Source organism: Kitasatospora sp. NPDC101155 (genome assembly GCF_044768305.1).
Lineage (GTDB): Bacteria > Actinomycetota > Actinomycetes > Streptomycetales > Streptomycetaceae > Kitasatospora.
The window spans coordinates 72,966-86,065 of record NZ_JBIWPN010000011.1 but is presented as its reverse complement, the minus strand read 5'-3'; the positions used below and the strand labels follow the sequence as shown (position 1 = coordinate 86,065).

General features: G+C 73.7%; 11 protein-coding genes. 4 read left to right on the top strand and 7 right to left on the bottom strand.

The window, feature by feature from the left end:
* The first annotated feature begins 224 nt into the window (after positions 1-224).
* Complete coding sequence (locus ACIRYZ_RS18590; protein WP_402945379.1) at positions 225-1,073, top strand: universal stress protein; 849 nt, start codon at positions 225-227, stop codon at positions 1,071-1,073.
* Positions 1,074-1,394: 321 nt separating this feature from the next.
* Here the strand turns inward: ACIRYZ_RS18590 and ACIRYZ_RS18585 are convergent, their stop codons facing one another.
* The 6 genes from ACIRYZ_RS18585 to ACIRYZ_RS18560 form a co-directional block, all read right to left on the bottom strand.
* Positions 1,395-1,889, bottom strand: coding sequence for a copper chaperone PCu(A)C (locus tag ACIRYZ_RS18585; protein ID WP_402945376.1), 495 nt, complete (start codon positions 1,887-1,889; stop codon positions 1,395-1,397).
* A gap of 29 nt (positions 1,890-1,918) precedes the next feature.
* Positions 1,919-4,216: a heavy metal translocating P-type ATPase gene (locus ACIRYZ_RS18580; RefSeq protein WP_402945373.1), complete on the bottom strand. Its 2,298-nt coding sequence runs from the start codon at positions 4,214-4,216 to the stop codon at positions 1,919-1,921.
* Positions 4,213-4,374, bottom strand: a complete 162-nt coding sequence (locus ACIRYZ_RS18575; protein ID WP_380612408.1) for a hypothetical protein — start codon at positions 4,372-4,374, stop codon at positions 4,213-4,215. The genes ACIRYZ_RS18580 and ACIRYZ_RS18575 overlap by 4 nt, the downstream gene beginning before the upstream one ends.
* Positions 4,375-4,599: 225 nt before the next feature.
* Entirely contained in the window at positions 4,600-5,007 is a 408-nt protein-coding gene (locus ACIRYZ_RS18570) for an NTP pyrophosphohydrolase (protein WP_402945370.1), read from the bottom strand.
* A gap of 207 nt (positions 5,008-5,214) precedes the next feature.
* Positions 5,215-5,625 (bottom strand): PPOX class F420-dependent oxidoreductase, encoded by a 411-nt coding sequence (locus ACIRYZ_RS18565; RefSeq protein WP_402945367.1) that lies wholly within the window; start codon positions 5,623-5,625, stop codon positions 5,215-5,217.
* A gap of 30 nt (positions 5,626-5,655) precedes the next feature.
* Positions 5,656-7,017, bottom strand: a complete 1,362-nt coding sequence (locus tag ACIRYZ_RS18560) for a D-alanyl-D-alanine carboxypeptidase family protein (RefSeq protein WP_402945365.1) — start codon at positions 7,015-7,017, stop codon at positions 5,656-5,658.
* A 157-nt stretch (positions 7,018-7,174) separates the two neighbouring features.
* Between ACIRYZ_RS18560 and ACIRYZ_RS18555 the strand changes: the two genes are divergently transcribed.
* Positions 7,175-7,372: a hypothetical protein gene (locus ACIRYZ_RS18555; RefSeq protein WP_402945363.1), complete on the top strand. Its 198-nt coding sequence runs from the start codon at positions 7,175-7,177 to the stop codon at positions 7,370-7,372.
* Positions 7,373-7,391: 19 nt separating this feature from the next.
* Here ACIRYZ_RS18555 and ACIRYZ_RS18550 read toward each other — a convergent pair whose 3' ends face one another.
* Entirely contained in the window at positions 7,392-8,153 is a 762-nt protein-coding gene (locus tag ACIRYZ_RS18550; RefSeq protein WP_402945361.1) for a TetR/AcrR family transcriptional regulator, read from the bottom strand.
* 79 nt (positions 8,154-8,232) lie between these two features.
* Between ACIRYZ_RS18550 and ACIRYZ_RS18545 the strand changes: the two genes are divergently transcribed.
* Both ACIRYZ_RS18545 and ACIRYZ_RS18540 read left to right on the top strand, forming a co-directional pair.
* Positions 8,233-9,114: a siderophore-interacting protein gene (locus ACIRYZ_RS18545; protein WP_402945358.1), complete on the top strand. Its 882-nt coding sequence runs from the start codon at positions 8,233-8,235 to the stop codon at positions 9,112-9,114.
* 472 nt (positions 9,115-9,586) lie between these two features.
* Positions 9,587-13,072 (top strand): S8 family serine peptidase, encoded by a 3,486-nt coding sequence (locus tag ACIRYZ_RS18540; protein WP_402945355.1) that lies wholly within the window; start codon positions 9,587-9,589, stop codon positions 13,070-13,072.
* Positions 13,073-13,100: the final 28 nt, after the last annotated feature.

The window sequence follows — 13,100 nt, the reverse complement described above, 5'->3', positions numbered from 1 at the left end:
CCGTCCGACCAGCGGGAATGCCGTGTACACGCGGTAGTGCCCGGGTGTCGACGCGGTGGAGGCCGGGGTGGCCCGTAATGTTCCGGCGGACGGGTCCTTCGTCCCGTCGGCGCGGGGCTTGTGGCCTCTGGCGGGCGCCGGACCCGGACGTCAGGGTGGGGACCAGGAGCGGACGGGGCGTCAGGACGCACCGTTCCCGGCGCCGAGGCACTGGAGGAACCGTCATGACGTCAACCGTTGCGGCCGGGGTGGACGGCTCGCCCGCCGGCACCGCCGCCGCCCACTGGGCCGCCGAGGAGGCGGTACGGCGCGGGGCCTCGCTGAGGCTGGTGCACGCCTGGCCGTGGCTGACCGACGGGGTGTCCTCCTTCGCGGGGCCGGACGACCTGCCGGAGGCCGCCCAGCGCACCCTGGCCGCGGCCGCCGACGAGATCCGCGAGCGCCACCCCGGCCTGTCCGTGCACACCGACGTCGTTCTGGACTCGCCCGTGGACGGACTGGTGGCGGCCGCCGCCGACGCCGACCTGCTGGTGCTCGGCTCGCGCGGGCTCGGCGGCTTCACCGGGCTGCTGCTCGGCTCGGTGAGCATGGCGGTGGCCGGGCGGAGCAGCAGGCCGGTGGTCGTGGTACGGGAGGGGCGGGCAACGGGGGGCGAGGTGGTGGTCGGCGTCGACGCGCACGGGCCCGAGGAGGAGGTGCTCGCCTTCGCCTTCCGCGAGGCCGCGCTGCGTGGTGCCCGGCTCAGGGCGGTGCACGGCTGGGACCTGCCGCCGCTGTTCGGCTACGCGGGAGGTGCCGTACCGGTGGGGGAGACCGCCCAGTTGGAGGAGCTGGAGGCCAAGCTGCTGTCGCTCGCCCTGGCCGGGCAGCGCGAGCGGCACCCCGAGGTCGAGGTGGTCGAGGACGTCCGGCTCGGCGCCGCCCGCGGCCTGGTGGAGACCTCCGCCGGGGCCGCCCTGGTCGTGGTCGGCCGGCGCCGCCGCCCGATCGAGCTCGGCCCCCGGCTCGGCCGGGTCGCGCACGCGGCGCTGCACCACGCCGAGGCGCCGGTCGCGGTCGTCCCGCACGGCTGACGTAGGGGCGGGGTACGGGCTCACGCACGCGTTGACGTCACATCTGCCGGACCCTGCGCGACCCGGCCGACGGGCCCGGCCACGTCCAGCCGGTGCCGCGCGCCGGGTACGGGCCGGCCGGCGTGGTCGCACCCCGTCGGCCCGCCCGGGACACGCTCGGTCGGCCCCGGGGTGGCGGCCCGACCGCGTGACAGTGGTGTGCGGCCGCGCCCCACACACGGGCCGCCCACCACTGTCTCCAACGGAGCCCGGCACCGTCGGGGTTCACCCGACCCGGCGCCCGGCCCGGCACGTCGCCCGTTCTGCCGCCGGGCCGGGCGCTCAGCGCGGCCGCGCGCCCGGGGGCAGCACCCGGGCGACCAGCCGCAACGGGGGGCTGTGCCGGAAGGTGAGGGTGAAGCCCACCCCCTGGCCGGGCTTCAGCGCGGGCGGAGCGGCGATCATCAGGTCGGCGTCCTCGGGGGACATCGCCAGTTCGCCCCGGGCGGGCACCGGCAGGGCGGTGACCGCCTCCCAGCGGCCGGCCGCGCCCTGGTGGAGGTGCCGCTTCAGGGTGATCGGGCCGCCGAACTCCCAGCTGGCGCCGGTCAGTTCGTCCGGGACGTCGCCCGGGTTGCGGACCGTGAAGAAGGCCGCCGTCGCCGAGGCCGCGCCGGGCGCGGGCAGCAGGACCCAGCCGGCGTCGGCCGCCACCGGCCGTGGTCCGCCGGCCCCGCCGACCGCCGTCCAGCCGGTGAGCAGGGCCAGCGCGAGCGCCGCCGCGCCGACCGGCGGGGCGACCACCTTGAGCCGTTCGAACGTGAGCCGTTCGAACATCCTCGTCGCCGTCGCCGTCGCCGTCGCCCTCATCGTCGACCCCCCTGCTGCCGGCCCCGCCCCGGCTGCCAGGTGCGCAGCCGCAGGCTGTTGGCCACCACCAGCAGGGAGCTCAGCGACATCGCGACCGCCGCCAGCATCGGGTTCAGCAGTCCGACGGCCGCCAGCGGGATCAGCACCAGGTTGTAGCCGAAGGCCCAGAGCAGGTTGGCCCGGATCGTCGCCAGGGTCTGCCGGGCCAGCCGCACCGCGTCCACCACGGCCTCGATGTCCCCGCGCACCAAGGTCAGCCCGGCCGCGCCGATCGCGGCGTCGCTGCCGGAGGCCAGGGCCACCCCGAGGTCCGCCGAGGCCAGCGCGACCGCGTCGTTGACGCCGTCGCCGACCACGGCCACCGTCCGTCCGGCGGCCCGCAGTTCGGCCACCACCTCGGCCTTGTGCTCGGGCGAGGCGCCGGCGTGCACCCGCTCGATGCCCAGCTCGGCCGCCACCGCGCGGGCCGCGCCCGGGCCGTCGCCGGTCAGCAGGACGGTCTCCAGGCCCATCCCGCGCAGCCGGTGCAGGGCCCGCCAGCTGCCCGAGCGCACCGTGTCGCCGACCGCCAGAACTGCCGCGCCCCGCCCGTCCAGCTCCACCAGCACCGCCGTGCGGCCCGCCTCCCCGGCGGCCGCCGCGGCCTCGGCCAGCTCCGGGGGCAGGGAGACGTCGTCCGGCCGTACCACCCGGACGGCGCGGCCCTCGACCGTGCCGGACACCCCGAGACCGGCCGTGGCCGCGAAGGCCTCCACCGGCGGGAGGGGACCGCACCGCTCCCGGGCGGCCGCCGCGACGGCCCGTCCGATCGGGTGCTCCGAGCGGTGCTCGACCGCGCCGGCCAGCCGGAGCACCTCCTCCTCCGTGAACTCCGTCGTGAACTCCGTCGTGAACTCTGCTGTGAACTCCTCGGCGGAGCCCCGGGCCACCGTCACCGTCGCCAGCTCCATCCGGCCGGTGGTGAGCGTGCCGGTCTTGTCCATCACCACGGTGTCCACCCGGCGCAGGCTCTCCAGCACCTCCGGGCCGCGCACCAGCACGCCGAGTTCGGCGCCGCGCCCGGTGGCCGCCAGCAGCGCGGTCGGGGTCGCCAGACCCAGCGCGCACGGGCAGGCCACCACCAGCACCGCGACCGCCGCCGTGACCGCCGCCTGCGGGGCCGCGCCCGCGCCCAGCCAGAAGCCCAGCACGCACACCGCGACCGTCAGCACGCAGGGCACGAACACCCCGGCGACCGCGTCCGCCAGTCGTTGGGCCCGCGCCTTGCCGGCCTGGGCGTCCGCCACCAGCGCGGTGATCCGGGCCAGTTGGGTGTCCGCGCCGACCGCCGTCGCCCGGACCACCAGGGCGCCGCCGACGTTCACCGTCGCACCCGCCACCTGGTCGCCCGGGCCGACCTCGACCGGCACGCTCTCCCCGGTCAGCAGACTCAGGTCCAGCGCCGAACCGCCGTCGACCACCACCCCGTCGGTGGCCACCCGCTCACCCGGCCGTACCACGAACTCATGCCCCGGCAACAGGAGTTCGATCGGTATCAGCCGCTCCTCACCGTCCTCCGCCCGCAGGCACACCTGCTTGGCGCCCAGCTCGGCCAGTGCGCGCAGCGCGGAGCCGCTGCGCCGCCGCACCCGGCCCTCCAGCAGCCGCCCGGCCAGCACGAACAGCGGCACGCCGACCGCCGCCTCCAGGTAGACGTGCGCCGTGCCGCCGCCGTCGGCGGTCAGTGAGAACGGCATCCGCATGCCCAACTGGCCTGCCCCGCCGAGGAACAGCGCGTACGCCGACCAGCCGAAGGAGGCCACCACACCCAGGCTGACCAGGGTGTCCATGGTCGCGGTGGCGTGCCGCAGCCCCTGCCGGGCCCGGCGGTGGAAACCCGCCGAACCCCAGGTCACCACCGGCACGGCCAGCGCGAAGCAGACCCACTGCCAGGCGGTGAACTGCAGCGCGGGCACCATCGACAGCGCCAGCACCGGGACGGCCAGCAGGGTGGTGACCAGCAGCCGCCACCGCTCGTCCGGCTCCTCCTCCGCCAACCCGCCGGGTACCCCCGCCGACGCCAACTCGGCGGTGTAGCCGGCCCGTTCGACCGCCGCGACCAGATCCTCGACGGACACCCCGGCCGGGTGCAGCACCCGGGCCCGTCCGGTCGCCAGGTTCACCCCGGCCGTCACCCCGTCGATCCGCGCCAGCCGCTTCTCCACCCGGCCCACGCAGGCCGCGCAGGTCATCCCGCCGACCGCCAGATCGGTGGACACCAGCGCCCCGGCGTCGGCACCTGCGACCGGGCTCACCGCATCCCGCCCATGTCGTGCCCGCCCATCCCGGGCGACGCCCCGCCGCTCCGGCTCGGCGTCAGCCCCGGCGCCACCGGCCCGGCCTGCCGTCCCACCGCAAACGCCACCACGAACACCACCACCAGCAGCAGGGCGAACCCCACCAGCACACTCAACGGCCGGACACCCGGCGACTTCGCATTCACCTCACAGCAGTCGGATGGAGATCGCGAGTGGTTCCCGCACGCTGCGAAGTCGCGGCGCGGTGGAGTGCCGTACGCGGGGCGGGCCGGTGAGCAGCCCGGTGGGTCCTTGCCGGGCTGCTCGCCGAGTCGGCCACCTCGGATCCGTCGATTCACTGGGGCATGTACGCCGTCCAGCCCCGCTGACCCGGGGCCGGATTACGGTCGCACGCTCCGTGGACCGGTCACCGCCGCACCCAACGCGCCGACCCGGGCGCGCAGTTCACGGTCGGCGGTGACCACCAGGCACTCCCGCTCCGGCTGTTCGGTACGGGCCTCCCGCAGCAGCTCGACGATCCGGTCGTCGCCGCTGCCGCCCGCCGCGACCACCCGCACCTCGGGCAGGCCGGTCACGCCCCGGGCGGCGCCCTCGACCACCAGCACCACCTCCAGCGGGCCGGGCAGGTCCGGCAGCCCCCGGGCGGCGAGCGGGACCAGCGCGTCCCGCAGCCGCTCGGCGGCTCCCCGCCGGTCGCGCCACCAGCCGTCGGGCACCGAGCCGACCACGTTCGCGCCGTCCACCACCAGCAGCGGCAGCGGCAGCGGCGCGGCTTCGTTCTCTTCCATGGCCGTCAAGCCTGCCAGCCCGCACCCTGCTCAGCCGAACCGGTGACGTGCCCGCGATGTCCGGCGGCCCCGGTCGGGCGCCGGTACGGCGGTCGGGTGGGCAACGGGCCCATGGAGACCCGCATCGACGGGATCGCCGAGCGCGGCTACGCCGGAGTTCCTCGGCCTGCCGGGCGTGCCGGCGGACCCCCAGCCCCGCTGAAACGATCAGGTCAGGGTGATCCGGATCCCGACGGTGCCGCGCTCGCCGCGGCGCAGGCGGCTGCCGAGCAGGGTGAGCACGCCGAGCAGGCCGTACTTCTGCCGCAGCAGGGTGCGATAGGTGGCGGTGCGCTCGGGGCCGAGGATCTCGGCGGTGGCCGGGTGCTGCTTGCCGGTCGGGCGGCCCTTGACGTCGCAGGGGCCGACCAGGACGTCCGCGCGGTTGCGGATCCGCTTGACCTTCCAGGAGTCCGCGACGGTCCAGACGCCGAGCGCCTCCCCGTCGCGCACCACCCACACCGGGGTCGGCACGGCGGTGCCGTCCTTCTTGAAGGTGGTGACGAGCAGGTAGCTCCCGGAGGAGAGGCTGACGATCCGGGCGAGCCGGTCCGAGGCGGCGGGGTCAGGCGTGGTCATGGCCCGAAGTGTAGAGGGAATGTCCGCAGCTCAGTCGGTCCGGCGGGTGCGGGCGTCGTGGAACAGGGCGCGGGCGCGGCGGGTCAGACGGCGGTGGTTGGGGCCGCCGACGCCGGTCGAGCCGATCTCGTCGGCGTCGGTGGAGCCGGTACCGGGCGCATCGGGCGCATCGGGCGCACCAGGGGCGGCCGCGGACGCGGTGGCCGTGCGGCGGCGGCGGGTGGCGGCGCGGGCGGCGCCCCAGACGGCGAGGGCGGCGCCGAGGATGCCGGCCGACCAGAGCGCGGGCGTGAGGCCTGGTCCGCCGTTGTGGAGGACGGGCTGGCGGGACAAGGGCGGCAGCTGGTCGGCGGCCGCGGCCTCCGAGGTGGCGTCGGGGGAGGCGGCCTTCAGGACGCCGAGGTCCTCGACCAGCCGGCCGACCGGCTGGACCTTGCCGGCTGCCGCGAAGCCCCAGTCGAGCAGGCTGGCGGCCTCGTCGTAGACCTTGCCCTGCGCGTCGGGGTGCATGACCGTCACCAGCAGGGTGCGGCCGTCCCGTTCGGCCGCGCCGGTGAAGGTGGCTCCCGCGTTGGTGGTGTAGCCGTTCTTGACGCCGATCAGGCCCGGGTACTTGCCGAGCAGCCGGTCGGTGTTGGCGATGTCGTAGGTGATGCGCTGGCCGGTGGTCTTGTCCAGCCCGCCGGGGAAGCGCGCGGTGCGGGTGGAGCAGTAGGAGCGGAAGTCGGCGTTGCGCAGCCCGGCGCGGGCGAACAGGGTGAGGTCGTAGGCGGAGGAGACCTGGCCGTCCATGTCGTAGCCGTCGGGGGAGATCACCTTGGTGTCCAGGGCCTGCAGGGAGTGGGCGCGGATCTGCATCTCGGCGACCGTCTGCGGGACGCCGCCGTTCATGTTCGCCAGGACGTGCACGGCGTCGTTGCCGGAGCTGAGGAAGACGCCCCGCCAGAGGTCCTCGACCCGGTACGGCAGGTTCTCCTTGACGCCGACCAGGCTGCTGCCGACGCCGAGGTTGGCGAGTTCGGCGGGGGTGACCTGGTGTTCCAGCGAACGGTCGAACTTGGGCAGCACGGTGTCCGCGAACAGCATCTTGAGGGTGCTGGCCGGGGGCAGCTGCCGGTGGGCGTCGTGGGCGGCGAGGACCTCGCCGGTGGTGGCGTCGGCGACCAGCCAGGAGCGGCCGCTCAGCCCGGAGGGCAGGGCGGGCGCCCCGGCCAGTGGGGCGACCTGGACGGCCGGGCGGCCGAGCCGCTCGCCGCCGACGGTGGAGCTGGAGCCGGCGTCCTGTGCGAAGGCGGCGGGGGTGCCTATGCCGAGCACCAGGGCCGAGGCCGCGGAGGCGGCGGCGAGGCCGGTGACGGAGAGTGATTTCTGCCGTATACGCTTTGGTTGCACACCGCGAACGTACCGGCGCCGCCGCCGGGCCGCCGGTGCTGCTGCTCCGTTCGGAGCCACCGGGACGCGGGCGCGGGAGAGGGCCGCGACTTTGGTGGCCCCGGTCCGCGCCGAAAGTCGGATGAACCGGCGGTCGCGGATTCCTAGGCTCGGGGGTATGAAGAACCTGCTCGGCTACCTCGGTTTCGTGCTGATCCTCGGCGGCGGCTCCGGCCTGCTGGCCGACCGGCTCGGGGGTTTCCGACTGTTCGGCTTCGTCCGCTTCCTGGTGCCGGACGGTCACGAGACCGTCGGGTACGTCGCGCTGCTGGTGCTCGGCGTGCTGCTGGCGATCCCCGCCGCCCGGCACGACTGAGCAGGGACCCCCGCCGCCCTCAAGCGGGCGCGCCGGCCGCGATGCCGTCGAGCAGCACCGCGAGACCGGTGCGGAAGGCCTCCCGGCCGCCCTCCTCGGGTGCGCCGCCGGTGGCGCTCTGCAGTGCGGTCAGCAGCGGGAAGCGTGACGGGAAGTCCGGTGCCAGTTCGGTGAGTTGGGCGGATCGGGCGGTCCACCAGTCCTCGTCCGTAACGCCGGTGGCGGCGGCCGCGCCGCGTGTGTCGGCGGTGGTGGCGGCCATGCCGCGGACGAACTGCCAGAGTGCGGCGACGGCCCCGCGCAGCCGCCCCGGTGTGAGTGCGGCGGGTTGCAGGGCGCTCAACAGGCCCTCCATCGCGGCCAGTTCGGCGGGTCCGAGCACCGGGCGGGCCTGCGAGACCTGGAGCACCCAGGGGTGGCGCAGGTAGCAGGCGTACAGCTGCTCGGCCCAGGCTTCGACGGCGGCCCGCCAGCCGTCCAGCAGCGGTAGGTCGCCCGGCAGTTCGGCGAGCGCCCGGTCGTGCATCAGGTCGAGCAGTTCGGCCTTTCCGGGCACGTACGTGTAGAGCGCCATCGCGGTGCGTCCGAGCCGTTCGCCCACGGCACGCATGGACAGTGCGGCCATGCCCTCGGCGTCGGCCACCGCGATTCCGGCGGACACGATCGCGTCCACACTCAGGCCCGGTTTGGGGCCGCTGCGTCCGGTGCGCGGTTCCTCGGGCGCGCTCCAGAGCAGGGCGAGCGAGCGGCGGGCGTCGCCCTGCCCGGCGTAGACGGTCATCCGATCTCCTTATGGCGTAAAGTATCCTCGCGGCGGCAACTCTTTATGCCGTAAGGTTATCAATCGAAGGGGTTTCGCGATGACACTGCCCGTCACCTTCGTCGAGGTCGTGGCGGTCCGCCGGATCACGCCGCGTACCGCCCGGGTCACCTTCGAGGCCGAGGCCCTGGCCGACACCGTCGGCACCGCGCCCGACCAGCAGCTCAAGCTCTGCTTCCCCCGCCCCGGGCAGCGCGAGCCGGTCCTGCCCGCGCCGCAGGACGACCCGATGGGCTGGTACCAGGCCTACCTGGCGATCCCCGAGGCCGAACGTCCGCTGCTGCGCAGCTTCACCCTGCGCCGCCGGGAGCCGGGCACCCGGCGGATCGAGATCGACTTCGTGCTGCACGGCGACACCGGGCCGGCCGCCGGCTGGGCGCTGCGGGCCGCGCCGGGGGACCGGCTCGGAATGGTCGGGCCGTCCGCGCTGTACGCCCCGCCGGTGCCGCTCGCCGAGGCCGCGGCGGACGCCGACTGGGTGCTGCTGGCCGGGGACGAGACCGCGCTGCCGGCCATCGCGACGCTGCTGGAGGCGCTGCCCGAGGGAGGGCGGGCGTACGTGTGGATCGAGGTCGCCGACCGGGCGGAACGTCAGGAGCTGGAGAGCCGCGCCGATCTGGAGGTGGAGTGGCTGTACCGGGACGGCGCGGCTCCGGGCACCGTGCTGACCGAGGCGTTCCGGGACGCCGTGCTGCCGGGGGGTGAGCCCTTCGTCTGGCTGGCCGGGGAGACGGGGGCGGTCCGGGCGATCCGCCGCTGCCTGATCGAGGAACAGGGGGTGCCGAAGTCGGACATCGACTTCACCGGGTACTGGCGCCACCGGCTGACCCAGGACGACGCGCCGACCGCCGAGGACCTGGCGGACGCTCAGGAGCGGCTGGCGGCTGGTCCTGACAGCACCTCGGGAAATGCCGCCCGGTGAAACTCCCCGCGGAAACGCCCGGGTGGCCGGGGGCGTGGACGAACTCCCCGGCTGTCCGGACGGCCTCGCCGCTGCGCGTTGTTTCGATCGCGCTCGACGGGGAAGGAAGGGTCGAAGTGTCGACAAGTAGGTAGCGGGCAGGTGGCGAGTGGATGGACAGTGGCGATGTTCCGCCACTGTCGAGAGTCCGCCACCGGCACTTTTGCCGTCGCAGCGGGCAGTTTTGACCGTCACTGACCGGCTCTGATCGGTGAAAAAGGGACGGACGCGGCGCGATTTATACTGTGAATTTTACTTTCCGATGGTCATTTTTACTTTCTGATGGGGATTTCCCCCCTTGTCGTGGTCGTGTCGGATGCGCTGGAATGCGACCGCTGTCGGGACGCGCGGTCCGGAGCAACCGTGCGTCCGACCAGGATCCGCGTACGCTGGGCCGTGCAACCTGACGTCTCATCAGACGAAAGGATGTCCATTGATCGGCTGGCGGAAGACCCAGCTTGCAGCCGCCGTCACGGTCACCACCGCGTCCATGGTCCTGACTCTCGGGACCATCGCCAACGCAGCCCCGCTCCAGGACCCGCAGAACGCCCAGGCGGCGTCTGCGGACGGGGCGCCGGCACCGGTGATCGTGATCCTGAAGGACCAGATAGCGGACGCCCCGGCCGACCACGGCCACCTGGGCGACCGCCAGCAGAAGACCGCCAACTCCCAGGCGCCGCTGCTGGACAAGGTCAAGGCCAACGGCGGCACCAACATCAAGAGCTTCGTGGTCGGCAACGCCTTCTCGGCCACGGTCAGCCCGGCGCTGCGCGCCAAGCTGCAGGCCGACCCGGCGGTCGCCACCGTGGTGGCGGACGCTCAGGTCCAGGTGGCCCCGATCGCCGCGACCAAGGCGAAGACCGCGGACGAGGCCACGGCCGGTGCGGCCAAGAGCGATGCCGCTCCGCAGGCCGTTTCGGGCAGCAACGGCCAGCCCGAGGAGAACGCGACCAACGCGGTCTGCCCCTCCGACCCCTCCAAGCCGCTGCTGGAGCCGGAGGGCCTGTACTCGGTGCGCGGCGTGACCGGCAACGGTCAGCCCGGCGCGGCCGACCTGGCCACCGGCAAGGGCGTCAAGGTCGCCTACATCGCCGACAGCCTCGACCCGAACAACCCGGACTTCATCCGGGCCGACGGTTCGCACGCCGTCGTCGACTACCAGGACTTCGCGGGTGACGGCTGGGGTGCGCCGACCGGCGCCGCCGAGGCCTTCGGCGACGCCTCGGCGGTCATCGCCCAGGGGCGCCAGACCTACGACGTCTCCAAGTTCGTCAACTCCTCGCACCCGCTGCCGGCCGGCTGCAACATCCGCATCAAGGGCCTCGCCCCGGACGCGGACCTGGTCGCGCTGAAGGCCGGCGGCGAGATGATGTCGAACTCGTCGATCCTGCAGTCCATCGACTACGCGGTGCGGGTCGCCCACGTCGACGTGCTGAACGAGTCCTTCGGTGGCAACGTCACCCCGGACAGCGGCGCGCACGACACCATCTCGCTCTTCAACGACCAGGCCGTCAAGGCCGGTGTCACGGTCTCCGTCTCCTCCGGTGACGCGGGCCTGAGCGGGACGATCGGCACCCCGGCCACCGACCCGAACGTGATCGCGGTCGGCGCCTCGACGGACAACCAGAACTACCAGCAGACCGGTTACGCGGCCTCCAAGTTCTCCAACAAGACCTGGAGCAACAACCGCATCTCCGCGCTGTCCTCGGGTGGCTTCACCCAGGCCGGCCGGACCGTCGACCTGGTCGCCCCGGGTGAGTCGGACTGGGCGCTCTGCACCCCCGACACCACCAAGTACACCGAGTGCACCGACTTCAACGGCAAGCCCTCGGGCATCCAGCCCTTCGGTGGCACCAGCCAGGCCGCCCCGTTCGTCACCGGCGCCGCGGCCCTGGTCATCCAGGCCTACCGCGACACCCACGGCGGCGACTCGCCGTCCCCGGCGCTGGTGAAGAAGTTCATCACCGGTACCGCCACCGACCTCGGCGTTCCGGCCGAGGAGCAGGGCGCCGGTCTGCTGAACGTCCGGGCCGCCGTCGAGGCCGCCCGCGGCTACGACGACGGCGACGGCACCGACGGTGCCAAGACCGTCGTGGTCAACACCGGCCAGCTGAGCATCTCCGGCACCCCCGGCTCGACCCACACCGCCGACATCTCCGTCACCAACACCAGTGACGAGACCCAGACGGTGAGCGCCGCGACCCGCAGCTTCGCGCCGCTGGCGAACAACCAGCAGACCGTCAAGATGGACTCGGCCTCCACGGACACCTTCAAGTACGCCACCAACGGTGCCGACTGGGTGCAGAAGCAGGTCAAGTTCACGGTTCCGGCCGGTGCCGACCGCCTCGCGGCGTCGATCGCCTGGCACGGTGGCCCGAACCCGGTCACCAACGGCCCCGTGGTCCGCATGACGCTGCTCGACCCGTCGGGCCGCTTCGAGACCAACACCCGTCCGCAGGGCGGTGCGACCCCGGCCAACTTCGGCCTGGTGGACGTCCCGCACCCGGTCGCCGGTGAGTGGACCGCGATCATGTACACCCCGGCGGGCAAGGCCGGTTACACCGGCGACGTCCAGTTCGGCACCTCCACCCAGCGCGCGGTTCCGGCCGGCGCGGTGAGCCCGAACAGCACCGACGTGAAGCCCGGTGAGACCAAGACCCTCAAGGTCCAGCTCACCACCCCGGCGACCAGCGGCGACTCGAGCGAGGCGGTCACCGTCTCAAGCTCGAACGGCAACACCACCAGCGTTCCGGTGATCCTGCGCAGCCTCGTCCCGGTCACCAATGGCACCGGCACCTTCACCGGCACCATCACCGGTGGCAACGGCCGCGGCTCCTCGCCGACGCAGAGCTTCACCTACGGCTTCGACGTCCCGAAGGGCCAGAAGGACCTGCGGGTCGGCGTCACCGTCGCCAAGGACGCCAACCTGCTCATGCAGGGCGCGCTGATCAGCCCGAACGGCACCCCGATCGACATCGAGGGCAACGCGCTGTTCGACGCCCAGGGCAACCTGACCGGCACCTCCAACGGTGTCTCGGCCACCACCGTCAACCCGGCCGAGGGCCACTGGCGGTTCGTCCTGAACGTGCTCGGCCCGGTCAGCGGCCAGGAGCTCGCCCAGGACTTCACCGGTACCATCGCGTTCAACCAGAACCAGGCCACCGCGGCCGGTCTGCCCAACGACGCGAAGACCAAGCTGGCGGCCGGCAAGCCGGTCACCGTCCAGGTGAACTACACCAACAACACCGCGGCCACCCAGCGCATCGCGGCCGACGGCCGGCTCGACAAGCGCGTCGACCTGCCGCTGGTGCCGCAGGGCGCCTCGGCCTCGGTCAACCTGCCGCTGAGCCTGACCTCCTCGGTCCCCGGCTTCCTGGTGCCCCCGGGCACCGACCAGCTCAAGGCCGTGGCGGCGTCCTCGACGCCGGCGCAGATCGAGCTGAACGCCACCACCGGCTCGCCGGACCTGTTCGGTGACCTGAAGAAGGCCCAGGACGGCTCGACCATCTCGGTCGTCACCGACAAGGGCAGCGCCGAGCAGCCGGTCGTCCCCGGCTCCTGGGGCACCTTCGTCCAGCAGATTGGCCCGTTCGGCAACAACGCCGCGCCGGCCGGTACCTCCACCATCACCGCCAGCGCGCACACCCTGGCGTTCGACCCGGCGCTGGCCTCCAGCACCGGTGACCCGTTCGCCTCCGGTGTCAACGCCTCCGCTCCGGCCGCCAACCCGGTGACCGTCGCCCCGGGCGCCACCGGCTCGCTGCAGGTGACCGTGACCCCGACCGGCCCGAAGGGCAGCACGGTCAAGGGCATCCTCTACCTGGTGTCCGGCCCGACCTTCGCGCCGACCGCCAACAACAGCCTGGGCACCACCGGTTCGGTGCTCGCGGCGATCCCGTACAGCTACACGGTGAACTGACGCTCAATCAGTTCAGCGCAACGCTGAG

Bases quoted from the DNA above. Each gene is read 5' to 3' on its own strand.
- ACIRYZ_RS18570 (WP_402945370.1), bottom strand. From the start codon at position 5,007: ATGGAAGAGAACGAAGCCGCGCCGCTGCCGCTGCCGCTGCTGGTGGTG.
- ACIRYZ_RS18585 (WP_402945376.1), bottom strand. From the start codon at position 1,889: ATGTTCGAACGGCTCACGTTCGAACGGCTCAAGGTGGTCGCCCCGCCG.
- ACIRYZ_RS18590 (WP_402945379.1), top strand. From the start codon at position 225: ATGACGTCAACCGTTGCGGCCGGGGTGGACGGCTCGCCCGCCGGCACC.
- ACIRYZ_RS18555 (WP_402945363.1), top strand. From the start codon at position 7,175: ATGAAGAACCTGCTCGGCTACCTCGGTTTCGTGCTGATCCTCGGCGGC.
- ACIRYZ_RS18550 (WP_402945361.1), bottom strand. From the start codon at position 8,153: ATGACCGTCTACGCCGGGCAGGGCGACGCCCGCCGCTCGCTCGCCCTG.
- ACIRYZ_RS18545 (WP_402945358.1), top strand. From the start codon at position 8,233: ATGACACTGCCCGTCACCTTCGTCGAGGTCGTGGCGGTCCGCCGGATC.
- ACIRYZ_RS18565 (WP_402945367.1), bottom strand. From the start codon at position 5,625: ATGACCACGCCTGACCCCGCCGCCTCGGACCGGCTCGCCCGGATCGTC.